Origin of the sequence: Avibacterium sp. 21-595, from assembly GCF_023611905.1 — a bacterium.
GTDB lineage: Bacteria > Pseudomonadota > Gammaproteobacteria > Enterobacterales > Pasteurellaceae > Avibacterium.
On record NZ_CP091455.1, the window covers coordinates 1,297,769 to 1,324,100 of the forward strand.

Here is a 26,332-nt window from a genome sequence, read left to right on the forward strand (position 1 = left end):
AGCCACTGCTATGGATCAATTTGCACAGGATTTACAACAAGTTCAACAACGGATCAATCAATTTCTCGAACAACAATTTGAGCAAATTGATACGCATCCCTCCCCCCTTGCTCGCGCAATGAAATATGCCCTTTTGCTAGGTGGAAAGCGTGTGCGTCCATTCTTGGTGTATGCCACAGGTAAAATGTTAGGTGCAGAACTCGTGTATTTAGATTATGCCGCAGCAAGCATTGAAGCAATTCACGCTTATTCCTTAGTCCACGATGATTTGCCTGCAATGGATAACGATACGCTACGTCGCGGTCACCCAACTTGTCATATCGCCTTTGATGAAGCTACCGCTGTTCTTGCAGGTGATGCTTTACAAGCCTTTGCCTTTGAATTACTCAGCCAAACGCCTAATTTGTCAGCCGAACAACGTGTTGCTTTAATCGCAGAATTAGCAAAAGCCTCAGGCGTGCAAGGAATGTGTTTGGGGCAAAGCCTAGATTTACAAGCAGAACATCAGCAAGTCAGCTTAGCTGAATTAGAAAGAATTCATCGCAATAAAACAGGTGCATTATTGCGCTGTGCGTTAAAAATGGGCTTTCTTTGTTCCCCATATTTTGCCGATCAACAACTTTGCCAACAGCTCGAACGCTATGCCGATGCCATTGGGCTAGCCTTCCAAGTACAAGATGATATTTTAGATATTGAAGGGGAAAGCGACGTAATCGGCAAAACCGTAGGCGCTGATTTAGCCGCAGATAAAAGCACTTACCCGAAATTACTAGGCTTACAAGGGGCGAAAGAAAAAGCACAAGAACTGCATCAACAAGCCCTTAATGCTTTAGCGGAATTATCTTTTGATAGCTCACCCTTAAAGGCGTTGAGCGAATTTATTGTAACAAGAAAAAATTAATATATTGGACACCGCCTAAGCCTTATTCAGTTAAAGTGCGGTCGAAATTTAACCCTTTTTGGATTTGATTAACAATGGAAAAATATCCTCTTTTATCACTGATTAATTCACCGGACGATTTGCGTCTTTTAAATAAAGATCAACTTCCCCAACTTTGTAATGAATTACGCGGATATTTGTTAGAAAGTGTTAGTCAAAGTAGCGGACATTTGGCATCAGGTTTAGGCACGGTAGAACTCACGGTTGCCTTGCATTATGTGTTTAATACCCCATTTGATCAGCTTATTTGGGATGTAGGGCATCAGGCCTATCCGCATAAAATTCTCACTGGACGCCGCGATAAAATGTCCACCATTCGTCAAAAAAATGGACTTCATCCTTTTCCTTGGCGTGATGAAAGCGAATTTGATGTGCTAAGCGTGGGGCATTCTTCTACCTCAATCAGCGCTGGGCTTGGTATTGCCGTTGCGGCAGAAAAAGAAAATGCAGGACGTAAAACCGTTTGTGTGATTGGTGATGGGGCAATTACCGCTGGAATGGCCTTTGAAGCACTCAACCACGCCGGTGCATTGCACACCGATATGTTGGTGATTCTCAATGACAATGAAATGTCCATTTCCGAGAACGTGGGGGCATTGAATAATTATCTTGCTCGCCTATTTTCTGGCTCTTTTTATTCCAGTTTGCGTGAAGGCGGTAAAAAAATTCTCTCTGGCGTGCCGCCTATTAAAGAGTTTGTCAAAAAAACGGAAGAACACGTTAAAGGCTTTGTTTCCCCTATCGGCACAATGTTTGAAGAGCTAGGCTTTAACTATATTGGTCCGATTGATGGACATAATGTGGACGAATTAATTAGCACATTAAAGAATATGAGCAGCCTAAAAGGACCACAATTCTTGCATATAAAAACCAAAAAAGGCAAAGGCTATGCCCCCGCGGAAAAAGATCCTATTGGTTTTCACGGTGTGCCAAAATTCGATCCTTCGAGCGGAAAATTGCCTAAATCCACCACCCCAACCTATTCACAAATTTTTGGCAACTGGCTATGTGAAATCGCTGAACAAGATCCAAAATTAATCGGCATCACCCCAGCTATGCGTGAAGGGTCAGGAATGGTGGAATTTTCCAACCGTTTTCCACAGCAATATTTTGATGTTGCCATTGCCGAACAACACGCGGTTACCTTCGCCGCAGGCTTAGCGATTGCAGGTTTTAAACCTATCGTCGCCATTTATTCGACGTTCTTACAACGTGCCTACGATCAGGTCATTCACGATGTGGCTATTCAAAATCTTCCCGTGTTATTTGCCATTGACCGTGCAGGCGTAGTTGGTGCAGACGGGCAAACTCATCAAGGGGCATTCGATATCAGCTTTATGCGCTGTATTCCAAATTTAGTGATTATGACCCCTAGCGATGAAAATGAATGTCGCCAAATGCTTTATACGGGCTATCAATGTGGTAAACCTGCTGCAGTACGCTACCCTAGAGGCAACGCTATCGGCGTTTCACTTGAGCCATTAGCAATGCTGCCTATCGGAAAAGGTAAAATTCTGCGTGAAGGGGAAACGATCGCTATTTTAAATTTTGGTACGTTATTGCCAAATGCCAATGCAGTGGCTGAAAAATTAAACGCAACCCTTGTAGATATGCGATTTGTCAAACCAATTGATGAAACCTTAATTCAACAACTGGCTGACACTCACGCTTTATTGATTACACTTGAAGAAAACGCGATTCAAGGCGGAGCTGGGAGTGCAGTGGCTGAAGTGCTAAATTCTCAGCACAAAACTACCGCACTATTACAATTAGGCTTGCCCGATTTCTTCATTCCACAAGGTACACAGCAAGAAATTTTGGCAGACTTGAAACTGGACGCACAAGGTATTGAAGCACAAATCACAACATTTTTACAAAAACGTAAAAAAATTTAAAATAGTTGTGAACTATTCCGCGCCTAGTGAGTCTTAGTAAATGCTAGTGCACTGCAAATTGCAGTTGTCTTTTTCAAACTAATTTTCTTATTTAAGACCTCTCCGCCACCTGATTTTCGTGTGGCGGTTTTTTTATATGCAAAACTTGTAAAAAAACCACCGCACTTATTTTTACAGTCAATGATCAACTCGCGCCACTTTTCTTTTCTTCCAACATTTCCCAACGGGCAAATGCTTGTTCTAACGCCTGCTCTGCTTCAGCAAGTTGTTGGAGTTTGTCTGTGGTATATTGGTGATCTTGCTGGAAAAAATTGGGATCAGAGACTTCCGCTTGAAGTGCGGTGATTTTTTCTTCCAAATTTTCCAATTTTTGCGGCAGTTGTTCTAGCTCTCGTTGCTCATTGTAAGAAAGTTTCACGGGGCGATGTTTTACTGGCTTATGTGAAACCTTGTTAAGTTCCAGTGTACTTTCTGCTTTTTTCTCTTTCGCTTTTTCCGCTTCTTTCAAGGCAAATACATTCGCTTGTTGCTGTTTCGCATCGTGGAAACCGCCCACATATTTGTTAATAATCCCATTGCCTTCAAAAATGTAGCATTCTGTTGCTGTGTTATCAATAAATTGGCGATCGTGGCTCACAATCAGCAACGTGCCTTGATAATCAGCCAGTAATTCTTCCAATAATTCTAAGGTTTCCACATCCAGATCATTGGTTGGCTCGTCCAAAATCAGTAAATTATTTGGTTTAAGCAATAATTTTGCTAATAATAAGCGGTTACGTTCTCCCCCTGAAAGGGCTTTCACTGGCACCATTGCGCGTTTTGGTGGAAATAAGAAATCTTGCAAATAACCTAAAACGTGGCGTTTTACGCCATTAACTTCAATATCTTGTTTGCCATCTGCAACATTATCCATTACCGTTTTTTCAGGATCGAGATCAGCACGATACTGATCAAAATAAGCAATTTCTAATTTTGTGCCACATTTAATATGCCCTGAAGTTGGCTGAATTTCGCCCAAGAGCAATTTAATTAACGTCGTTTTGCCTATGCCATTTGCCCCTACCAAAGCGATTTTATCACCACGCAAAATCGTCGTTGAAAAATGCGAAACCAGTGTTTTCCCTGCAATTTCATAACTCACATCTTCAACTTCAAAGACGATTTTGCCTGAACGGGTAGAATTATCCACTTGTAACTTGGCACTGCCCTGCACGTCTCTACGCTGACGACGTTCTTCTCGCAAGGCTTTCAACGCTCTTACTCGACCTTCATTACGGGTTCGGCGTGCTTTAATCCCTTGCCGAATCCAAACTTCTTCTTGAGCAAGTTTTTTATCAAATAATTCATTTTGTAACGCTTCAACACGAAGATTTTCTTCTTTTTCAATAAGATATTTAGCGTAATCGCCCGGGTAAGAGACTAATTGTCCACGATCAAGATCCACAATGCGGGTCGCCATTTTGCTGATAAAAGCACGATCGTGAGAAATAAAAATAATCGAACCAGTAAAGCTCAGCAAGAAATTTTCTAGCCATTCAATGGCACCGACATCAAGATGGTTAGTGGGTTCATCGAGCAGTAATACATCAGGATCACACACCAATGCACGCGCCAGTGCCGCTTTACGTAACCAGCCACCAGATAACTCAGCCAATCGCATATTTGCTTCAAGCCCTAATTTCATTAGGGTTTCACGAATTTTATTTTCAAAACGCCAGCCATCTGCGTGTTCAAGTTGAGTTTGAATTTCTGCCAAACGATTTAGCGTGCTTTCGCTATATTGCTGTTCAAGTAAATCAGAAGTGCGGTGATATTCTTTCAATAAATCAGCTAAATGAGCAATACCTTCTGCAACGTAATCAAACACGTTACCCTGTGCATTGCGAGGGGGATCTTGTTCAAGGCGAGAAATGACTAAATCACGCTCAAATTGCAGACGTCCGTCGTCCATCACCATTTCGCCTGCCAAAATTTTCATTAGGGTAGATTTGCCTACCCCATTACGCCCAACTAAACAAACACGCTCGCCCGCTTCAATGTATAAATCCGTGTGATCTAGCAAGGGATGATCACTAAAAGAAAGATAACCGTTGGTTAGACTAATTAACGCCACATTATGTCCTTATCTCAAAAAATATATTGCGGATTTTAACAGGTTTATAAAAGGGTTTATAGAGGAATAAAAAAGAGAAATCCCCTATTGACTAGGGGATCAAATTAGAGAGATGCAATATCTTCAAAGGTTTGCGGCGAGCGCTCAATCATCTTCAACAGTAATGTGGCTTGTTTATTTGGCGTGGTTTTGCCTTGTTCCCAACCTTGATAAGTGCGTACGCTCATTCTCAATTTCTTAGCAAAAACCGATTGCGATAGATTAAGTTTTTCACGGATAGACTTCACTTCATTCGCGCTTATTTCACCCATTTCTGCTGGAAGCTCACGCTCAATGGTTTTGAGGGTGGTTTTACCTTCCAAATGGACCTGCATTTGTTCCAATCCTTGTTTCAATTCTTCAAATAAATTTCTTTCCATTCTTTATTTCCCCTTTATATTTTCTACTATTTTAGCCAAGATACTTTTTTCATCAGCAGTGAGATCTTCTTTCATCTCTTTACCATAGGCGGTTAAAAAGTAGATTGCGGCATTACGCACATAGTAATAATAAATTACTCTTGCTCCGCCCCTTTTACCTCTATTTCTTTTAGAATTTGCAATTCTTAATTTCCTAAGTCCACCGGTGCCTTGTATTAAATCTCCTTTTTCTGGTGCAACAAGTAACTCATTTTGTAGCATAAGATACTCATCGTCAGAGAGATATTCCTTTCTATATTTTTCAAAAAATGGCAATTCAATAAAAACCGCTTTCATAGCTTCTCCAATAAAACTCAGAAAATTATACGCGAAAAGCGTACGGAAAGTAAAGTTTCCCTAAAATATCCACATTTATTCCAAAAACGGCTCTAACGCGACCACACAACGTTCTACCACTTCATCAAATGTCCCATCAATATCAATATGAATCACATCTGGCTCATCTGCTTGTGGCGTTTCCAGCGTATCGAATTGGCTTTTAAGCATTTCGGTTTTCATATAATGCCCTTTGCGATTTTTCATTCGTTCTAGCACTAGCTCAAAACTTCCCTCTAAGAAAAGGAATTTCACGCTTTCATTACCATCGCGAATTTGATCACGGTATTTTTTCTTCAATGCCGAGCAAACAATGATCCCCTGTTCACTTTTTTGTTCTAGGCTGAATGCCGCATCGCGGATACGCTCAAGCCAAGGTGCGCGATCTTCATCATTAAGCGGTTGCCCGCTCCCCATTTTAATGATGTTAGCTCTTGGATGAAGATCATCACCATCAATCAATTTTAACCCTAAACGCCGGCAAACTTCCGTTCCTACGGATGTTTTCCCCGTGCTAGACACGCCCATTAAGATAAAACTCTTACCTTTTCCTTTTTCCATTTTCTTTTCCTTAACTATTAAATTTTATTTCTGATGCACTAACCATAGCAAAAAATGGTAAGTTTTAGTTACTGGTAACATCTTATTTTGTGATCTATTTCACAAATATTTAACAAAAATAACGCTTTTTTGCCTAATTATTTGAACTTTGATTAGAATTTCCCTAATAATATGCCTATCTATTTTACCTTACTAGCAAATTTTAATGTTACGGGTAAATTAGCAATTCGTTCCTCGCCCTTGGCGAAAAAATCAATCATCAAATAGTAAGGATTTTATATGTTGATTTTCACGTTGATCGCTTCAGTACTGCTGTTGCTTTTATTAATTATGAAATTCAGAGTTCACGCCTTTGTTGCATTAATTATCGTGAGTTTACTCACTGCACTCGCCACTGGCGTCCCTTTCAATGAAATTCTACCCACCTTAACCAAAGGCTTTGGTGGCACATTAGCCTCTGTGGCGTTATTAGTGGGTTTGGGGGCGATGATCGGGCGCTTACTCGAAATCACTGGCGGTGCAAAAGTGCTTGCTGATACGCTTATCAATAAATTTGGTGAAAAAAATGCCCCTTTCGCCTTAGGTGTGGCTTCTTTACTTTTCGGCTTTCCAATTTTCTTTGATGCCGGATTGGTCGTGATGTTGCCAATTATCTTTAGCGTAGCAAAACGCTTTGGGGGGTCTGTATTACGCTATGCCTTCCCTGCGGCAGGGGCATTTGCTGTTATGCACGCCTTTGTCCCACCTCACCCAGGCCCTGTGGCATCGGGGGATTTATTAGGCGCTAATATCGGCTTATTAGTGATCGTTGGCTTAGTGTGTGGTATCCCAACGTGGTATATCGCAAGCTACTTATTTAGCCAATATTTAGGTAAAAAAGTGATGGTTGATTTGCCAAAAGCGTTCTTAAATGCAAATGCAATCAACGAAACTGCGGTGTTAAATCCACCAAGTTTTGGCAAAGTATTGACCATTTTATTATTGCCATTAGTTCTCATTTTATGTGATACAGGCTTAAATACCCTTTCTGTCGCTGGTGTGGTTGATGGTTCGCAGGCTTGGGTGCAAGGCTTACGTTTACTCGGTAAAACTCCTGTTGCATTATTGATTACGTTAATCGTTACCATTTTGTTGCTCAAAGATCAGCGTAGCAATGAGCAAATAGAAAAAATTTGTGATAATGCCCTCGGACCAATCTGTTCTATTGTACTCGTAACAGGTGCAGGGGGAATGTTTGGTGGTGTGTTGCGTGCAAGTGGCATTGGTAATGAGCTTTCTGCGATGTTCGCAGATACAGGAATGCCTGTGATTGTTGCCGCCTTTATTATTTCAATGGCATTGCGTGTTGCACAAGGTTCTGCGACGGTAGCCCTTACAACCACATCGGCATTAATCGCCCCAACGGTTGCCGCAACAGTCGGATTAAGCCAATTCGATCTTTGCTTTATCGTGATTGCAATTGCCTCTGGCGCAACCGTGTTCTCTCACGTTAATGACAGTGGTTTCTGGTTAGTCAGCCGTTTTCTAGAAATGGATACCAAAACCACATTAAAAACCTGGACAGTGCTAGAAACCCTCATCGGCTTTACTGGATTTGCCTTCGCCTTAGTGGGAAGTATTTTGCTCTAAGTAAAGATTTTTACTCAATCTTAAGTGCGGTGTTTTTTTCGGAAGTTTTTTCCCAAAAAGCACCGCACTTTTGTTACAATCAGTGATAATTTTTGTAACTCAAATTGGAGTAAAAATGACGAATTATAGTATTGATGTCAATCAGCAAAATCTCACCGAGATCTTACAGCAAACACAACAAACCCCACTCGCCTTACTTTTTTATGCCCCAAGCCATACAGATTCGGTTGCCTTTGTCAGTGTGCTTGAACGTTATGCGGAAAAATACCAAGGACAATTTTTATTAGGCAAAATTAATTGCGAAGCTGAACAAATGGTGGCTGCACAATTTGGTATTCAAGCACTTCCTACCACTTATCTCTTTAAAGATGGACAAGCGCTTGATGCCTTTCAAGGTGCCTTAGATGAAAAAACATTAGAACAGCACTTAAATCTTATTTTACCCAAAGAGGAAGAAATTAAATTCAACCAAGCATTAGATTTACTTGCTAATCAAGATTATGAACAGGCGATTCCACTACTCAAAGAGGCTTGGGAGCTTTCCGATCACAAAAATAGCGATATTGCCTTACTTTATGCGGAAACCTATATTGCAATGAAACGACTTGAGCCAGCGCAGGAAATTTTAAATCGTATTCCGTTGCAAGATCGCGATAGCCGTTGGCAAGGATTACAAGCACAAATTGAATTATTAATTAAAGCGGCGGACACCCCTGAAATTCAACAATTACAAGCAGAATATGCGAACAATAAAAGCCCTGAGATTGCCTTAAAACTGGCATTACAGCTACACCAAGCCCATCGCAATGAAGAAGCGTTAGACTTATTATTCAGTTTATTAAAACAAGACTTAGGCGCACTCAATGGGGAAATCAAACAAGAATTTTTATCTATTTTAGCGGCGATGGGCAACAATGATCCAATGACCAATAAGTATCGCCGATTACTTTATTCGTTACTCTATTAATGTGTTTCCCTTATAATAGCAAACTCTCTTACTCAACGGATTAAATAGGAATTTTTATGTCAGAAATGAAACATTGCAAACTGTTAATTTTAGGTTCAGGGCCTGCAGGCTATACCGCCGCCATTTATGCGGCTCGTGCGAACTTAAGCCCTGTCTTGGTAACCGGCTTACAACAAGGCGGACAGCTTACCACCACAACAGAAATCGAAAATTGGCCGGGCGATTTTGGCGATACCACCGGCCCAGAATTAATGCAAAGAATGTTGCAACACGCGGAGAAATTCGATACTGAGATTATTTTCGATCACATTAATCGTGTTGATCTTTCTTCTCGTCCATTTAAACTTTATGGCGATGTGCAAAGTTTCAGTTGTGATGCGTTAATCATCGCAACAGGCGCTTCTGCGCGTTATATCGGTTTACCCTCTGAAGAAGCATTTAAAGGCCGTGGGGTTTCCGCTTGTGCCACTTGTGATGGTTTTTTCTATCGTAACAAGCCTGTTGCGGTTATTGGTGGAGGCAACACTGCTGTCGAAGAAGCTCTTTACTTGGCTAATATTGCCTCTGAAGTCCATTTAGTACATCGCCGTGATAGCTTTCGAGCGGAAAAAATCTTAGTTGATCGTCTGTACAAAAAAGTAGAAGAAGGAAAAATTATCCTGCATACCCACCGCACATTAGATGAAGTATTAGGCGACAATATGGGAGTAACAGGCATTCGTTTAAAAGATACCCAAACAGATGAAACCGAAGAACTCAAATTAGACGGTATGTTTGTGGCGATTGGCCACGCCCCAAATACCGAGATTTTTGCCGGTCAGCTAGAATTAAATAATGGCTATATTGTGGTGAAATCTGGCTTGGAAGGCAATGCCACTGCCACTTCGGTTGAAGGCGTATTTGCAGCAGGTGATGTGATGGATCATAATTACCGCCAAGCCATTACTTCTGCGGGTACCGGTTGTATGGCTGCCTTAGATGCAGAACGTTTCTTGGACAGCCAAGAATAAATATCAGCGGTGCGTTATTGCCGTAATGCACCGCTTTTCTTTTTCATTATGACATCACTCATTAACTCTTTTACGCAGAATTATGGATAAAGCTCGCCAACGATACTTACAAAAATGGCTACGCGCCCAACAAAAACCAATAAAAACCTTACTTAGCCTAAATATTTTATTGGCTAGCCTTTCATCTCTGATTTTAGTGGCTCAAACCTATTTACTTGCTACCCTATTGCATCAGCTAATTATGGAGCAAACCGCAAGAGAAAATCTGATCGGTTATTTTATCGCTTTAGTCATAGGCTTTGCCTTACGCGCAATGATTTTATATTGGCGAGAACGCTTGGGATTTAAGTGCGGTCAAAAATTACGTTATTTTATCCGTCAACAAATTTTCACCAAATTACATCAAGTTGGTCCTGCGATGATCAACCAAAAACCCGCAGGCAGTTGGGCAACTATTATGTTAGAACAGGTAGAAAACCTACATAATTTCTATGCTCGCTATTTACCACAACAAGCCCTTTCGGTGATCGTTCCATTGATTATTTTGATTGCTATTTTTCCACTCAATTGGGCGGCTGGACTGATTTTGCTTGTTACCGCCCCACTTGTGCCTATTTTTATGATCCTTGTTGGGATCGCCGCTGCAGATAGCAGCCAAAAAAATATGCAAACCTTAGCAAAATTAAGTGGGCAATTTTTGGATCGTCTGCGTGGGCTTGAAACCTTACGTCTATTTAATAAAACGGAAGAACAAACCGCCCATATTGAGCAAGCGACGGAAGATTTCCGCGAAACCACTATGGACGTGTTGAAAATGGCATTTTTATCTTCTGCGGTGTTGGAATTTTTTACCTCAATTTCCATTGCGCTGATGGCGGTATATTTTGGTTTTAGCTATTTAGGCGAGCTTGATTTCGGTTCCTATGGTACACCAATCAGCTTATTTATTGGCTTTTTCTGTTTAATTCTTGCCCCGGAATTTTATCAACCTTTGCGTGATCTCGGCACTTATTACCACGACCGTGCTGCTGCCATTGGCGCTGCTGATGCAATTGTTGAATTTTTAGAACAGCCGATTTTAAATGAGGTAAAAACAAAGCAAAATGGCTCTTTAAATGAAGCCTTGATAAATGAAAACATCGCAATCCACGCCCAAGATCTGGTGGTGTTATCGCCACAAGGCAAACCACTCACCCAAGCCCTTAATTTTCATTTGCCTGCTCAAAGCCATACAGCACTGGTAGGGCAAAGTGGCGCAGGAAAAACCTCATTAATCAATGCGTTACTCGGTTTTTTAGACTATCAAGGTAGTCTAAAAATTAATGGCATTGAGCTTAATCAAATCAATAAAACCCAATGGCGGAACAGGATCGCTTGGGTAGGGCAAAACCCTTTATTATTACAAGGCACGATTCGTGAAAACTTGCTGTTAGGCGACATTAAAGCCAGTGATGAGGAAATTCAACACGCCTTAGCACAAGCCCAAGCTTCCGTATTTACCGATAAATTAGGACTAGATGCAGTAATCAAAGAAGGCGGTATTGGGCTTTCTGTCGGGCAAGCACAGCGTTTAGCCATTGCCCGTGCTTTATTACGGCATCGACGTTTATTGCTACTTGATGAACCCACAGCCAGCCTTGATGCACAATCAGAAAATCTGGTGCTTTCAGCTTTACAAAAAATTAGTCGTGAACAAACGACCTTGATGATCACACATCGTATTGAAGATTTGAAACAATGCGATCATATTTTGGTTATGCAGAAAGGACAAATCATTCAGCAAGGTCGCTTTGAACAATTACAAAATGAAGGATTTTTTGCTGAACTTCTTACCCAGCGTAAAGAGGATATTAATTAATGCGTACACTTTTACCATTTTTACGTTTATTTAAGCACGCCAAATTTGTCTTATTTTTAGGCTTAATCCTGATGATCACAGGACTTGCCGCCAGCATTGGCTTATTAACGGTTTCAGGCTGGTTTTTGGCAGCCACTGCATTGGCTGGCATTGGTACATTATTCAATTTTTTCTATCCATCCGCTAGTGTCCGAGGATTAGCGATTGGTCGCACTGTCGCCCGTTATTTTGAGAAAATCGTTACCCACGACGCTACATTTAGAATCCTTGCCAAATTACGTGTGCAAGTATTTCAAAAGATCATTCCTCTTAGCCCAGCTGTACTAAATCGCTATCGCAATAGTGATTTATTAAACCGTTTAGTGGCAGATGTAGATACCTTGGATAGCCTTTATCTTCGCCTACTCGCCCCCTTTATCACTGCTTTTGTGGTGATTGGCTTGCTCACTGTGGGACTGAGCTTTTTTAACCTCTCACTTGCGCTATTTTTTGCCACTGTTCTCAGCACACTGGCTCTGCTTGTGCCAACCATTTTTTATTATTTAGGGAAAACATTTGGGCATAAACTCACTCGCGCACGCGCGACTTACCGCACGCGATTTGTGGAATATATCCAATCTCAAGCGGAATTATTGCTGTTTAATGCAGAAAAACCGCTCAAGCAAAAGCTAGATGAAACAGAACAACAGTGGCAAGGTTTTCAACAGAAAGAAGCAAATTTAAGCGGATTTTCCACCGCACTTATGCTGTTGGCGAATGGAATTCTGCTTACTCTTACCTTATGGTTTGCCGCTAATGCTGATTTTGGCAATGACCGATATAGTCCTGCAATTATTGCTTTATTTGCCCTTGCTGCACTGGCAGCTTTTGAGATTTTAATGCCTTTGGGTTCGGCATTTTTGCATATAGGGCAAGTTATCGCTTCTGCTGAACGCGTTACTGAGATCACCGAACAAACGCCACTGGTGCAATTTAATGGAGAAAAAACGGTGGAAAAACACACCGCACTTGATCTGTCTATTCAGCAAGTGAATTTCACCTATCCTGAACGCCAAGACCCTGCGCTAGAAAACATCACGCTAACTATTCCACAAGGGCAAAAAGTGGCTATTTTGGGTAAAACCGGCAGTGGTAAATCTACCCTGTTACAGCTTCTGGTGCGTAATTATGATCCGAATCAAGGGTATATTTTTCTCGCCAAGCAATCTATCACAGACTACACAGAGCGCCATTTACGTGAACAAATGTGCTTTCTCACCCAACGTGTACACGTTTTTAGTGATACCTTACGCAATAATCTTCAATTGGCGAATCAACACCCCCTGCAAGATACCACAATGATTGAAGTGCTAAACCAAGTGGGCTTAGGAAAATTAGTCGAGCAAGAACAAGGTTTAGATCTCTGGCTGGGTGATGGAGGGCGTCCTCTTTCTGGCGGAGAACAGCGTCGCTTAGGCTTAGCGCGTATTTTGCTCAATCAAGCCCCTATTCTATTACTTGATGAGCCAACAGAAGGGTTAGATCGTGAAACAGAACGTCAAATTCTGCGCTTAATCCTCACCCATTGCCAAAACAAAACCTTGATTATGGTAACCCATCGTCTTACTGCTATTGAGCAGTTTGATCATCTTTGCATTATAGATGAAGGAAAATTAATTGAACAAGGCAATTATCAAACCTTAATGGCAAAAGAAAATGGCTTTTTCAAACAATTAGTGGAAAGAATTTAACTAAGTAGAAAGCGTTAAATAGGGATTGAGAAACTGGAAAATCTTGAAAAAAGAAAAGCTGGGCGGAAACCTTCCCAGCTTGATCTCGGCACACGAACAATCTGACTTTGGCTGCTTTCTTCCGAACCTGACCGAGTAAACCAGACCTCGTTGCGAGGAACCGAGAAGGTTTCCATTACATCTGCCACTAAACAGCAACAGAACGCTCGCATTATGCCCCAAGCCCTATAGAATTGCAAATTTTTCATTGTCATTTTTCTTTAACTGACTAAATAAACAGCTTTTTCATATTCCCGCTCTGATATGTTTAAGTCGTTTGCTCTTTTATTGTTCTTTCCTACCCTTAGCACACCTAAAATCCCTTTTATCATTGCTTTTATCATTTTTATTACTCTCTTAATCACCTTTGCCAGCTTCCCGATCTGCCCATAAATTTAAACGAAAAAAACCGCCTTAACGGCGGCTTTTAGAAAAGGATAAAGCAGATTTTATTGTGCTTTTTTACCATATTTTTCGGCTAATTCAGCTTGAAGTTTTTGTAACTCTGCTGTTGCCGCGGTTGTTTTTTCTGTTTTTGCTTGAATCGCTTTTGTCGCTTCTTCTGACGCATTATTCATTAATGCTAAGCCATCTTTTGCAAGCTCTGAGGTTAATGTTAATACAGATTGCATTTTATCTTTTAACTGTTTGATTTCAGGGCTTTTAATATCTAAGGCATTCAAGCTTTTCTGCACTTCTGCATTTCTTGCACTTAACGCATTCATTGCCTCAGCAATTTGTTTTTCATCGCCAGAAGATAGTTTTTCCATATATTCTTGCTGAAAAGCGACTTGACTTTGTTGATTCGCTAAACTCCAGTCCACTAATTTTTGATAATCTGCTGCGGGATCAGCTTTATTACAAGCCGCAACAAAAAGAGCAAAAATAATCGCCGTGGTTAATTTAATAATTTTATTCATTACATTTTCCTTTAAATAATAGATAACTAATATAGCCAAAAAAGTTTAACTATAGGATTATTCTCATTGAGAGGACGCTATTCTAATCTCTGTGCTAAGAAATTGCCAAGCAATATAATTAAAAACTTTGTAAAGATTTGAGCAATGTTTCACCAAACTCTTTGCGCCATCCTTTTAATAAATCAGGTAAATCATTCGGATCTTGGTGTTTTATCCAGCACCATTTCATTAAACTTTCTAACCCTCGTTTGCTTGAGATAGTCTCTATAGGTAACTCCGCTGGCGTGATTTCGTTTAATTTTTGCTGCAACATTTTTAATCCAGCGCGATAGCGTGGTTCATCAACCAAACGAACAATCGGGGAGGGATACGCTTCTTTAGGCGTGCGTTTTGCTTTCTCAACAAGCTGTAACATTTTTTTACCATTCACTCGCACTTCCATCGGCAATAATCCTAAATCAAGTAATGCGGAAGTGTGCTTAGGAAGATGTTTCGCCACAAGCCACAAATGTTCACTTTTTACAATAAAATTTAACGCCACATCACGTTTAATGGCTTCTTCTAAACGCCATTTTGCAAGAAGTTTTAACGCCATTAACGCTTGTTCATTTAATTTCCACGCATTGGGAATATCAAAATAAGCACGTTCAGGATCTCTTGGTTTGCTAATTTTTTCTAACAATAATTCACATTCATTTTGTACCGCACTTTGCCACGGTGTTTGTAATAAATGTTGTTGCATTTTTTCATATAAAGGAAGGAGATACCAAACATCGGCTGCCGCATAGCGTAATTGGACATCGGATAATGGGCGCGCGAGCCAATCTGTGCGTGAGGCGCCTTTATCTAGCTCTAACTGAAAATAATGATAAATTAAACTGGCGAATCCCATAGAATGGCCAAAGCCTAAAAATTGGCTTACCACCTGTGTGTCGATTAATGGTGTAGGTAACTGTTTGAAATAGTGGTAAAAAATCTCAAGATCTTCTTTACTCGCGTGTAGAATTTTAATGACATTGATATCTGCAAGCAACGCAATAAAAGCGGAAAAATCATCAATGACTAAAGGATCGATCAGACTTACCTTCTCACCATCATAAAGTTGGATCAACCCCAACTTTGGATAAAAAGTTCTGGTACGAATAAATTCGGTGTCCAATGCAACGTAAGATTTTTCTCTCGCGCGTTGGCAAACTTCCTCCAATGCCAATGTTGAAGTAATTATTTGAAAGTGCGGTGGATTTTTGATTTCTTTTTTTATTGCTGACATAACCTTATTTCATTCATTTTTAATCACATCTCATAAAAAATACTGCAATAGCATTAACGCATTGCATTGCTTTATTTCAAATGAAGATAAAATGAAGGCGAACTTTTTGTCCGCCCTTGATTTATTTTTATCGCTTAAACCGATTAATGCGATGGACGCTTCGCTAATTCTTCATCGCGTAACACACGGCGGAGAATTTTACCGACATTGGATTTCGGTAACTCATCTCTAAACTCAATATCTTTCGGGATTTTATATCCTGTAAGATGCTGTCTGCAATGTTGGCGTAGCTCATCACGCGTGAGGCTTTCATCTTTTTTCACCACAAACACCTTAATTGTTTCGCCTGATACTTCGTGTGGCACGCCAATTGCAACCACTTCCGCGACTTTATAATTGAGCATAATCACATCTTCAATTTCATTTGGATAGACATTAAATCCCGAAACGATGATCATATCTTTTTTACGATCGACAATACGCAAGCTGTAAGAGTCGTCCATCATCACAATATCCCCCGTTGCAAGCCAGCCATCTTTTAGTACTTCAGCGGTTGCTTCTGGGCGTTTCCAATAACCTTGCATCACTTGATCACCTTTCACCCAAAGCTCACCCGGCTCGCCAAGTTGCGCTTGTTCGCCATTGTCTTTGATAATTTTAATGTCCGTATTGGGAACAGGAACCCCAATAGTGCCATTGTGTTTCACCACATTAATTGGGCAAGCAGCAATCAGTGGTGAACATTCTGTCATACCATAACCTTCAATAATGCTACAACCTGTGGTTTCGTGCCAACGTGTTGCGACAGATTGCTGAATTGCCATTCCGCCACCCACAGAAAGTTTAAGTTGTGAAAAATCAATTTCTTTGAAATTCTCATTATTTAATAAGGCATTAAATAAGGTGTTCACCCCTGTAATCGCCACAAAGCGATGTTTTTTCAGCTCTTTTACAAAACCGTCAATATCACGTGGATTGGTGATCAGAATTGCTGTAACACCCAATTCAATAAACAATAAACAGTTCACCGTCAGGGCAAAAACGTGATACAGCGGTAACGCCAAGATCGCTTTTCGTTCACGGGTATGATCGCCAACAAAAGGATAAGCAATCCATTTTGCCTGAAATACATTGGTAATAATATTGTGATGAGAAAGCATTGCCCCTTTCGCAACGCCTGTTGTTCCCCCTGTATATTGTAAAAAGGCAAGATCATTGCGTGTTAAATTAGGACGGACATATTGGCGATATTTGCCAACGGCAAGCACTTCACGGAAAGTAACGGCGTGCGGGAGTTTATATTTTGGCACGAGCTTTTTAATGTATTTCACCACAAAATTCACCAATGTTCGTTTACCAAAAGAAAGCTGATCGCCCATTCGGGTTAAAATAACGTGTTTAACCGCGGTATTGAACACCACTTTTTCAAGGGTTGAGGCAAAATTCGATACGACCACAATCGCTTTGGCACCGCTGTCTTGCAGCTGATGTTCAAGTTCTCTTGGGGTGTAAAGCGGATTCACATTGACGACAATCATTCCCGCGCGTAGTATGCCGAATAAGGCAATAGGATACTGCAATAAATTAGGCATCATTAACGCCACGGGATCGCCTTGTTGTAACTTCAATTCATTTTGTAAATAAGCAGCAAAGGCACGGCTACGCTCTTCTAATTTACGAAAGGTCAGCACTTGCCCCATATTAATATAAGCGGCACGATCAGGATGTTCTCTCACGGCTTTATCAAACATATCTAAGATGTTTTCATAAGCGGAGGTATCCAGTTCCCTTTCTGCCCCCTCTGGATAATTGATAAACCAAGGCTTTTCCATTTGTTATCCTTATTATTTTTATTAAATCTTGTGGATTTTATCACTCGCTCGCGAATGTGCCAAATCCTGATGCGTTATTCACGCCCCGGCAACTTTTTCCAAGTGACTTCATTGCGTAAATAAACGGGTTCAATTTCCACCGCACTTATCCATTGTTTTTGCCAGTAATAAGGCAATGCCAACGGTAGCATTGCTTTAGCGGAAGGTAAAAGAATGTCTGACGCTGTTGCCCAGTCAAGCTGCGAAAGTGCTTCATAAGCCCTCCAGCCTGTGCCAACTTTACGCCACTCGCCTTGTCCCTGTTGTGCAAGGGCGAGTACCTGTTGCGCTGAACACACCTGTTCGGCTACCACCTCATTCCATTGTAAAAATTGATGAGAATCCAAGCGCACTTGTTCTGCATTCAGTTGGCTGAAATACACCTCATTCATTCTTGCATCAATGGCACAGAGGACTTGCGTCGTGCCATATTGTTCATACGCTTGCTGAGCCATTGTCGTCAGATTAGAAATAGGAATCACTGGCAAATCAGCCCCTAATGCTAAACCTTGTGCAATTCCTGCGCCGACACGCACGCCGGTAAAACTGCCCGGCCCACGCCCGAAAACTAACGCATCCACTTGATTGAGCGTAATACCAGACTGGTTTAAAATTTCATCAATCATTGGCAAAATACGTTTTGTATGGGTGCGTTGTGCCAATTCATCTAAATGCGTTATTTCTCCTTTGTGCCATAAGGCGACAGAACACGCCTCCGTAGAGGTATCTAAAGCGAGTAAAGTTGTCATTATTTTTTCTCTGTTAAAAATTGAATTACGTTGTTTAAATCTCGGGTTCGCGTTGCGTTTGGTAAACTTTTTAAAAAGGTTTCGCCATAGGTGCGCATCACCAAACGGCTATCACAAATAATCACCGCCCCTCGGTCTGTTACATCACGGATCAACCGTCCAACACCTTGTTTTAAGGTGATGACTGCCTCAGGAATTTGGATTTCATTAAAGGGATCTTTACCCTGTAAGCGACAATCTTCCATTCGTGCTTTAAGTAAAGGCTCATCTGGTGCGGTAAAAGGTAATTTATCAATAATCACTAAAGAAAGGGCATCGCCACGGACATCTACACCTTCCCAAAAACTTGAGGTTGCCACCAGCACCGCGTGAGATTGGGTGGTAAACTGTGCTAATAATTGACTTTTTGCCGTTTCCCCTTGTAGTAGAATGGTTAAATCGCTGTGTTCACGAAAAAAATCTGCCAGTCCACGCATCATAGAATAAGAGGTGCAAAGGACAAAACAGCGCCCCTGATTTTTTTCGATGATCGGTAATAACATTTGCCCTAACTGCGTTTGTGTCTGAGATTGGTTCAATGCAGGCAGGAACCGTGGCACGCATAATAGAGCTTGCTCAGGATAATTAAAGGGGCTAGGCAAAATTTTCTGCACCGCATTTTCAATCCCCAGGCGCTGACAAAAATGCTGAAAATTGCCCCCGACTTCAAGGGTGGCAGAGGTAAAAACCCAAGCAGCTTCTTTTTTACTGATCTGTTCACCAAATTTATCAGCCACAGTGAGCGGTGTGATATGCAAGCCAAAGCCACGCCCCATTGTTTCATACCAATAACAATAGCCCACTAAATGGGTTTCTTGCAGGCGCTTTAACACCAACTGGATACTGGCAATACGTTCAAAAATGCTATCTAGAGTTTGTGAACGCCCGAGAGAAAGCTTCACTACTTCGGATAAAAAGGCTAATTTCTCTTGCAATAATTCTACGCATTTTTGCACCGCACTTTTATCTGCTGAATGCATTGAATGTTGTGCATATAACTCTCGCCAATTTCCTCGCCGATTACCTTCGCCCAATAATAGACGAAAATCTTGCACTACTTTAAGTAAAGTCTCAGCCGCCACGCCAAGCTGTTTCATATCTTTTAATTCTGTACGATAAACAATATTGGCATCTTTGCATAAATCAAATAATTGACGTGAAGTGAGGGATATGCCGAAATATTGGCTCGCCACATCGGCTATTTGGTGGGCTTCATCAAAAATAATGGCTTGCGCATTGGGAATAAGCTCACCGAAGCCACTTTCTTTTACCGCCATATCCGCAAAAAACAAATGATGGTTCACCACCACTAAATCTGCATTTAACGCTTTTTTGCGGGCGGCTGCCACATAGCAATCCGCATAATTAGGGCAATCTGAACCTAGGCAACTTTCGGTAGTACTGGTGAGCTGGGGCAAAATCGGGCTATCTTCCGCAATCTCCACACATTCGCTTAAATCCCCCGTTTTGGTGGCATTATTCCATTTTCGCACTTTAGCAAGATCCGCTAATACAGAGCGATCCCCTAACACACCTTGTGCAATAAGCTGATCTAAACGCTCAAGGCAAAGATAATTGGCACGCCCTTTTAATAACGCGATTTTCCCTGTGTAGCGCAACGCTTTTTTTATAGCCGGAAGATCACGATTAAATAATTGATCTTGTAAATTTTTTGAGCCTGTGGAAATAATGGTTTTCTTGCCGGCAAGTAACGCAGGCACTAAATACGCAAAGGTTTTCCCCGTGCCTGTCCCTGCTTCTACCACAAGCGCTTGCTTGTGCGAAATCGCCTCCGACACGGCTTGCGCCATTTCTAATTGTTCGGCACGTGGGCGAAATCCTTTAATGTGCTGACTTAATACTCCATTTTCGGCAAAGGCGTTGATGACAGTTTGGCTATCCATTCATTCAATTCGGGGTTAAGGGTAAATAAATTGGCGGCTATTCTAACAGAAAAATGCTATACAGTGTTGTACTGGATAGCGTTATTGTTCATTTACAAATCAAAAAATATTGAATGCGATATTTTGTGGTAACATAGCACATCAATTTTTTTAATGGATAATAGAATGCAATTAAAACATAGTCTCAAACTCGGTTTATTAAGTGCAGTGCTTTTTTTGCTTATTTCTTGTAAAGATCAAACCGCCAATATCGGCAGTCAAGCACCTGATATTGCGGCTTTTGATTTGCAGGGCAATAAGGTGGAATTAAGCCAATTTGCAGGGAAAAAATTGCTGATCAATTTTTGGTCGGAAACCTGCGGTATCTGTATTGTTGAGATGAAATTATTACAGCAATTTTCCCAAAACTATCCCAATACATTACAACTTTTAGCCATTAATATTGATGGGGAACGTGGTAACACACAAGCGGTGGTAGAAAAAAATCAACTGACTCTGCCAATTGTCAAAGATCAGCTTAATATTACCGCTGAACGTTATCAGTTGGTTGGCACACCAACCTCATTCTTGCTTGATTCTAAGGGAAAAATCCTTTATAAATTTGAGGGTTTAATCCCAGAAAACGAATTACGAACATTCTTTGAGGAAAAATAATGAAAGGTTACGCTTCTACTCTACTTTTTATTGCAGGCACGCTATTGGCATTCAATAGCCAAGCCGATGAAAGCCTAGAACATACACAAAAGATTTTTAACCGCACTTGTGCAATGTGCCACGGCAAGCAAGGGGAAAAATCGGCATTAAATCAATCCGCAATGATCAATAACTTAAAAACTGAAGAAATTCTCACCGCACTTGAAAAACGCAAAGCGGGCGAAATTGTCGGTGCGGGCAATGCCGCAAAATCTCGTTTAAGTGAAGAAGAAATCAAAGGATTAGCGGAATATATTCCAACATTGAAAAAATAGTATTAAAAAAATCGGGCTACTTAGAATAGCCCGATTTTTTTACCTCATATTATTCCTTAGGTTTCGTACAGACCTTTAGTAAGAAATACCCTCCTACTGCTGAAATCGCTGAGCCTAGCAAAATACCTACACGGGCAAAACTTGCCATTTCACTTGCCCCATCACCACCAAAGGCGAGCCCCGCCAAGAACATTGACATTGTAAATCCAATACCGCAGAGCAAGGCAATGGCAAAAATCTGTTTAAAATTAATTCCTTCAGGCAATTTCGCAAGACGAAATAACACCGATAAATAACTAAATAAAAAGACACCAAGCGGTTTTCCAAGTAATAATCCTAAGATCACGCCTAAAGTGAGCGGTGAGCTTAACGTCTCTATCCCCATTCCTGCTAAGGATACTCCCGCGTTGGAAAAGGCAAACAGGGGCAAAATAAAGAATGAACACCAAGGGGCTAAAATATGTTCCATATCGTGCAACACTTTTCTGCCATTTTTCCCTTTGAGTGGAATACTAAACCCAATGATAACGCCAGCTAAGGTGGCGTGTACGCCCGATTTTAGCACAGATACCCATAACACTAAGCCGACAATCACATAAGGCCCTAAATTGGATACTTTAAAGCGATTAAGCAAAATCAACCCCACAATGGCAATACTCGCTAAAATTAACGCGCGCGTACTCAAATCCTGTGAGAAGAACAACGCAATCACAATAATCGCGCCTAAATCATCAATAATCGCCAAGGCAAGCAAAAACACTTTTAATGCGAAAGGCACACGGCTCCCAAGTAAACCTAATACGCCTAGTGCAAAGGCAATATCTGTTGCCATTGGAATTGCCCAGCCATCTTGATATTGTGGGGTATCCTTGGTGACAAACCAATAAATTGCCGCTGGCACAATCATTCCTCCCAAAGCGGCAATGGCTGGGAAAATGGCTTTTTGATAGCTTGAAATTGCCCCTGTGAGCAATTCCCGTTTTACTTCTAATCCCACAAGGACAAAAAATACCGCCATAAAGCCATCATTCACCCACATCAAGAGTGGTTTGTTGATTTGTACAATGGAACCAAATTGGATCACCACTGGCGCATCAAGAAAGCTAAAATAAAAACGGCTCAAGGGCGTGTTTGCCAATAAAATGGCAAAGGCAGCGAAAAACAGCAATAACATCCCGCTGGCTGCTTCTAATTTCATAAAGTATCGAATGTATCGAACCATTAATCTCTCCTAGTCAAAATAACGGGCTTGAAAATAAACACCCAAATGGATCATTTCTTTGTAATAAGAAAAAGCAATATCATCAGTAAGTTCTTCTAACATATAAGGGAAAAATAGGTCAATAAAAATCGGCAAATTTCTCTTAGTTATTGAAAAATTTGTGATTTTTCACACATTTTTTAACCGCACTTTGCTTTTTAATTCCTGATAAAAATAAGGGGTAAATTCATTTCTATGATTTTTGCTTATTTATAAATAACTTAGTTTATGTCAAGAATTGGACGTAAAATTTAGTGCTTGCAGTTTCGTTAAGAACACATTATCTTGTACCGCGTTTTCAATAAACCACTATATCTTGTGTTTTTACGCAACACCAACAAATCGGAATGTCTATGAATAAAGCTATGATGGTCACCAAACGTGACGGAAAACAAGAACCCATCGATTTAGATAAAATTCACCGAGTGATCACTTGGGCAGCAGAGGGATTGGATAACGTTTCTGTTTCTCAAGTAGAATTGCGTTCCCATATTCAATTTTATGAGGGGATTCGCACTTCGGATATTCACGAAACCATTATTAAAGCTGCGGCAGATTTAATCAGCAAAGATACGCCTGATTATCAATATTTAGCTGCGCGCCTTGCGGTTTTCCATTTGCGTAAAAAAGCCTATGGGCATTTTGATCCTCCGCGTTTATATGATCACGTTAAAAAATTGGTGCGTTTAGGCAAGTATGATCAAGCCTTACTGACCGATTATAGCCGTGAAGAATGGGACGAAATGGACGGCTTTTTAGATCACTGGCGTGATATGACATTCTCTTATGCGGCAGTCAAACAGCTTGAAGGTAAATATTTAGTACAAAATCGTGTTACTGGTGAGATTTATGAATCTGCCCAGTTCTTATATATTTTGGTGGCAGCAAGCTTGTTCTCAACCTATCCAAAAGAAACACGCTTAGATTATGTACGCCGTTTCTATGATGCGACATCGACATTTAAAATTTCTCTGCCTACACCAATTATGGCTGGGGTGCGTACACCAACACGCCAATTCAGTTCTTGTGTGTTAATTGAATGTGGTGATAGTTTAGATTCTATTAATGCGACTGCCTCTGCCATTGTGAAATATGTTTCTCAACGTGCTGGAATTGGCGTAAACGCCGGAGCGATTCGTGCCTTGGGTAGTCAAATCCGTGGTGGGGAAGCATTCCATACAGGCTGTATCCCATTCTATAAATATTTCCAAACTGCGGTGAAATCCTGTTCACAAGGTGGGGTGCGTGGTGGAGCAGCCACCGTTTACTACCCAATTTGGCACTTGGAAGTGGAAAGCCTGTTAGTCTTAAAAAATAACCGTGGTGTGGAAGATAACCGTGTTCGTCATATGGATTACGGTGTTCAGCTTAACAAATTAATGTATCAACGCTTAATCAAAGGCGGCGAAATCACCTTATTTAGCCCTTCTGATGTGCCGGGGTTATACGAAGCATTCTTTGCCGATCAAGATGAGTTTGAGCGCCTTTACACCCAATACGAACAAGATCCAGACATTCGTAAACGCAGCGTGAAAGCCGTTGAACTGTTCTCCCTATTAATGCAAGAACGTGCTTCAACTGGGCGTATCTATATTCAGAATGTGGATCACTGTAATACGCACTCGCCATTTGATCCTAGCGTTGCGCCTGTGCGTCAATCTAACCTTTGTTTAGAAATCGCATTGCCAACTAAGCCACTTTCTCATATTCACGATGAAGAAGGTGAAATTGCCCTTTGTACCCTTTCAGCCTTCAACTTAGGCGCGATTGCAAACCTTGATGAATTAGATGAACTTGCGGATCTTGCTGTGCGTGCCTTAGATGCCCTATTAGATTATCAAGATTACCCTGTGATCGCGGCACAACGTAGCTCTCTTGCGCGTCGATCTTTAGGAATTGGCGTGATCAACTTTGCTTATTATTTAGCTAAAAATGGCGTGCGTTATTCAGACGGCAGTGCTAACGATCTCACGCACCGCACTTTTGAAGCCATTCAATACTATTTATTAAAAGCCTCAATGAACCTTGCGAAAGAAATGGGGGCTTGTGAGTATTTCGATCAAACCACTTACGCCCAAGGTATTTTACCGATTGATACCTATAAAAAAGATGTGGATACACTCACTCAAGAGCCATTACATTACGATTGGGAAAGCCTACGCCAAGACATTAAAACCTTTGGTTTGCGCAACTCAACACTAACCGCACTGATGCCATCAGAAACGTCATCGCAAATTTCCAATGCAACCAACGGCATTGAACCACCGCGTGGACACGTCAGTATCAAAGCGTCAAAAGACGGTATCCTCAAACAAGTTGTACCAGATTATGAAAACTTAAGTGAAAACTACGAGTTATTATGGGATATTCCAAATAATGATGGCTACTTACACCTCGTAGGTATTATGCAAAAATTTGTAGATCAATCTATTTCAGCCAACACCAACTACGATCCACAGCGTTTTGAAGAAGGCAAAGTACCGATGAAAGTGTTGTTAAAAGATTTATTAACCGCTTACAAATATGGCGTAAAAACTCTTTATTACCAAAATACCCGTGATGGCGCAGAAGACAGCCAAGAAGATCTTGATGACGGCTGTTCTGGTGGGGCGTGTAAAATCTAATTTATCAAGAGCGGTAATAAATTTAATTATTTTTCCACACAAAATATAAGCCACCTTTGTAAGGTGGCTTAATTAAGGGGATAATCCTCTTTCTTTTCATTATTGCTAGAAACCATATTATCAACCCAAATATTCATTCTCCTTTATAGATATTCATTGATGATCTCAAAAGGCTTTTTATCTAAGCTTTTTTCTATAAAAACGCAATCACAAAGCGTTTATAATATTTTTCATAAAAAAATCTGCACAAGAAACTCTCGTGCAGATTTTTATTTTTGATCAATTAGTATTAAATATTACTCATCAATACTACGTAATAACTCGTTGATCCCTACTTTACCTAAGGTTTTCGCATCAACTTTTTTCACGATTACTGCACAATAGAGATTATATTTACCGCATTTTGAAGGAAGGCTACCTGAAACGACCACAGAACCTGCTGGTACGCGACCGTAATGGATTTCGCCTGTTTCACGATCATAGATTTTAGTAGATTGACCGATGAATACGCCCATTGAGATTACACAACCGTCTTCTACGATAACGCCTTCCACCACTTCAGAACGCGCACCGATAAAGCAGTTGTCGCCGATAATGGTTGGGTTAGCTTGTAATGGCTCTAATACGCCACCGATACCTACACCACCTGAAAGGTGAACATTTTTACCAATTTGCGCACAAGAACCTACGGTTGCCCAAGTATCCACCATTGTACCTTCGCCAACGTAAGCACCAATATTTACATAAGATGGCATTAATACGGCATTTTTTGCGATATATGCACCTTTACGCACAGTAGCAGAAGGTACAACACGGAAGCCTTCTTTTTGGAAACGTGCTTCGTCATAGTCTGCAAATTTAAGGGCTACTTTGTCGTAATATTTAGTTTCAGCACCATCAATCACTTGGTTATCGTTAATACGGAAAGAAAGTAATACTGCTTTTTTTAACCATTGGTGGGTAACCCATTCACCATCAATTTTTTCTGCAACACGGTATTTACCGCTGTCTAAACCTTCAATGACTTCTTCGATAGCAGCACGCGTTTCTGCATCTACTGTTTTAGGAGTGATTTCAGCACGGCGTTCAAACGCTGCTTCAATGATATTTTGCAAATTTGACATATTTTGTTTCCTATTCAAATGTAAAAATTAAAACAAGGCGGTATTTTTATCATATTTCCGCCTAAA

21 protein-coding genes and 1 other RNA gene are annotated in these 26,332 nt (G+C 40.8%); 10 read left to right on the forward strand and 12 right to left on the reverse strand.

Annotated elements, in window-relative coordinates; genetic code table 11:
- The first annotated feature begins 10 nt into the window (after nucleotides 1–10).
- A complete protein-coding gene (ispA, locus tag L4F92_RS06045; RefSeq protein ID WP_250363049.1) occupies nucleotides 11–901 on the forward strand; it encodes a (2E,6E)-farnesyl diphosphate synthase in 891 nt (296 codons plus the stop codon).
- Nucleotides 902–975: 74 nt separating this feature from the next.
- A complete protein-coding gene (dxs, locus tag L4F92_RS06050) occupies nucleotides 976–2,835 on the forward strand; it encodes a 1-deoxy-D-xylulose-5-phosphate synthase (RefSeq protein ID WP_250363050.1) in 1,860 nt (619 codons plus the stop codon).
- 184 nt (nucleotides 2,836–3,019) lie between these two features.
- Here the strand turns inward: dxs and L4F92_RS06055 are convergent, their stop codons facing one another.
- The 4 genes from L4F92_RS06055 to L4F92_RS06070 all read right to left on the reverse strand — a co-directional run bounded on the left by L4F92_RS06055 (nucleotide 3,020) and on the right by L4F92_RS06070 (nucleotide 6,303).
- Complete coding sequence (locus L4F92_RS06055; protein ID WP_250363051.1) at nucleotides 3,020–4,948, reverse strand: ABC transporter ATP-binding protein; 1,929 nt, start codon at nucleotides 4,946–4,948, stop codon at nucleotides 3,020–3,022.
- A gap of 104 nt (nucleotides 4,949–5,052) precedes the next feature.
- The gene (locus tag L4F92_RS06060) at nucleotides 5,053–5,367 is read right to left on the reverse strand and encodes a helix-turn-helix domain-containing protein (protein WP_250350209.1); all 315 of its coding nucleotides are present in this window, start codon (nucleotides 5,365–5,367) and stop codon (nucleotides 5,053–5,055) included.
- Nucleotides 5,368–5,370: 3 nt separating this feature from the next.
- Nucleotides 5,371–5,703, reverse strand: a complete 333-nt coding sequence (locus L4F92_RS06065) for a type II toxin-antitoxin system RelE/ParE family toxin (RefSeq protein ID WP_250350208.1) — start codon at nucleotides 5,701–5,703, stop codon at nucleotides 5,371–5,373.
- A 75-nt stretch (nucleotides 5,704–5,778) separates the two neighbouring features.
- Nucleotides 5,779–6,303, reverse strand: coding sequence for a gluconokinase (locus L4F92_RS06070; RefSeq protein WP_250363052.1), 525 nt, complete (start codon nucleotides 6,301–6,303; stop codon nucleotides 5,779–5,781).
- 279 nt (nucleotides 6,304–6,582) lie between these two features.
- Here L4F92_RS06070 and L4F92_RS06075 point away from each other — a divergent pair, with 279 nt between their 5' ends.
- From L4F92_RS06075 to cydC, 5 genes are all read left to right on the forward strand, one after another.
- The gene (locus L4F92_RS06075; RefSeq protein ID WP_250363053.1) at nucleotides 6,583–7,932 is read left to right on the forward strand and encodes a GntP family permease; all 1,350 of its coding nucleotides are present in this window, start codon (nucleotides 6,583–6,585) and stop codon (nucleotides 7,930–7,932) included.
- 115 nt (nucleotides 7,933–8,047) lie between these two features.
- Complete coding sequence (locus tag L4F92_RS06080) at nucleotides 8,048–8,899, forward strand: co-chaperone YbbN (protein WP_250363054.1); 852 nt, start codon at nucleotides 8,048–8,050, stop codon at nucleotides 8,897–8,899.
- A gap of 56 nt (nucleotides 8,900–8,955) precedes the next feature.
- Nucleotides 8,956–9,909, forward strand: a complete 954-nt coding sequence (gene trxB / locus L4F92_RS06085; RefSeq protein ID WP_250350204.1) for a thioredoxin-disulfide reductase — start codon at nucleotides 8,956–8,958, stop codon at nucleotides 9,907–9,909.
- An 82-nt stretch (nucleotides 9,910–9,991) separates the two neighbouring features.
- Nucleotides 9,992–11,767: a heme ABC transporter permease/ATP-binding protein CydD gene (gene cydD, locus L4F92_RS06090; RefSeq protein ID WP_250363055.1), complete on the forward strand. Its 1,776-nt coding sequence runs from the start codon at nucleotides 9,992–9,994 to the stop codon at nucleotides 11,765–11,767.
- Entirely contained in the window at nucleotides 11,767–13,497 is a 1,731-nt protein-coding gene (gene cydC, locus L4F92_RS06095) for a heme ABC transporter ATP-binding protein/permease CydC (protein WP_250363056.1), read from the forward strand. The genes cydD and cydC overlap by 1 nt, the downstream gene beginning before the upstream one ends.
- Before the next feature lie 68 nt (nucleotides 13,498–13,565).
- Here the strand turns inward: cydC and ffs are convergent.
- From ffs to L4F92_RS06125, 6 genes are all read right to left on the reverse strand, one after another.
- Nucleotides 13,566–13,664, reverse strand: an RNA gene (gene ffs / locus L4F92_RS06100) — signal recognition particle sRNA small type.
- A 321-nt stretch (nucleotides 13,665–13,985) separates the two neighbouring features.
- Nucleotides 13,986–14,456, reverse strand: a complete 471-nt coding sequence (locus L4F92_RS06105; RefSeq protein WP_250363057.1) for a hypothetical protein — start codon at nucleotides 14,454–14,456, stop codon at nucleotides 13,986–13,988.
- A 118-nt stretch (nucleotides 14,457–14,574) separates the two neighbouring features.
- Complete coding sequence (rnd, locus tag L4F92_RS06110; protein WP_250363058.1) at nucleotides 14,575–15,726, reverse strand: ribonuclease D; 1,152 nt, start codon at nucleotides 15,724–15,726, stop codon at nucleotides 14,575–14,577.
- Between the two features lie 143 nt (nucleotides 15,727–15,869).
- Nucleotides 15,870–17,558 carry a long-chain-fatty-acid--CoA ligase FadD gene (fadD, locus tag L4F92_RS06115; protein ID WP_250363059.1) on the reverse strand — a complete coding sequence of 563 codons (1,689 nt, stop codon included), beginning with the start codon at nucleotides 17,556–17,558 and terminating at the stop codon, nucleotides 15,870–15,872.
- A gap of 74 nt (nucleotides 17,559–17,632) precedes the next feature.
- A complete protein-coding gene (gene tsaB / locus L4F92_RS06120; RefSeq protein WP_250363060.1) occupies nucleotides 17,633–18,346 on the reverse strand; it encodes a tRNA (adenosine(37)-N6)-threonylcarbamoyltransferase complex dimerization subunit type 1 TsaB in 714 nt (237 codons plus the stop codon).
- The gene (locus tag L4F92_RS06125; protein ID WP_250363061.1) at nucleotides 18,346–20,289 is read right to left on the reverse strand and encodes an ATP-dependent DNA helicase; all 1,944 of its coding nucleotides are present in this window, start codon (nucleotides 20,287–20,289) and stop codon (nucleotides 18,346–18,348) included. The genes tsaB and L4F92_RS06125 overlap by 1 nt, the downstream gene beginning before the upstream one ends.
- Before the next feature lie 165 nt (nucleotides 20,290–20,454).
- Between L4F92_RS06125 and L4F92_RS06130 the strand changes: the two genes are divergently transcribed.
- A complete protein-coding gene (locus L4F92_RS06130) occupies nucleotides 20,455–20,943 on the forward strand; it encodes a TlpA family protein disulfide reductase (RefSeq protein ID WP_250363062.1) in 489 nt (162 codons plus the stop codon).
- A complete protein-coding gene (locus L4F92_RS06135; RefSeq protein WP_250363063.1) occupies nucleotides 20,943–21,257 on the forward strand; it encodes a c-type cytochrome in 315 nt (104 codons plus the stop codon). The genes L4F92_RS06130 and L4F92_RS06135 overlap by 1 nt, the downstream gene beginning before the upstream one ends.
- A gap of 49 nt (nucleotides 21,258–21,306) precedes the next feature.
- Here the strand turns inward: L4F92_RS06135 and nhaA are convergent, their stop codons facing one another.
- The gene (gene nhaA / locus L4F92_RS06140; RefSeq protein WP_250350194.1) at nucleotides 21,307–22,479 is read right to left on the reverse strand and encodes a Na+/H+ antiporter NhaA; all 1,173 of its coding nucleotides are present in this window, start codon (nucleotides 22,477–22,479) and stop codon (nucleotides 21,307–21,309) included.
- Between the two features lie 392 nt (nucleotides 22,480–22,871).
- On the opposite strand from nhaA, the gene nrdA reads away from it, so the two are divergent.
- Nucleotides 22,872–25,142: a class 1a ribonucleoside-diphosphate reductase subunit alpha gene (gene nrdA / locus L4F92_RS06145; protein WP_250350193.1), complete on the forward strand. Its 2,271-nt coding sequence runs from the start codon at nucleotides 22,872–22,874 to the stop codon at nucleotides 25,140–25,142.
- A gap of 296 nt (nucleotides 25,143–25,438) precedes the next feature.
- Here the strand turns inward: nrdA and dapD are convergent, their stop codons facing one another.
- Nucleotides 25,439–26,266 (reverse strand): 2,3,4,5-tetrahydropyridine-2,6-dicarboxylate N-succinyltransferase, encoded by an 828-nt coding sequence (dapD, locus tag L4F92_RS06150; RefSeq protein WP_250350192.1) that lies wholly within the window; start codon nucleotides 26,264–26,266, stop codon nucleotides 25,439–25,441.
- Between the last annotated feature and the right edge of the window lie 66 nt (nucleotides 26,267–26,332).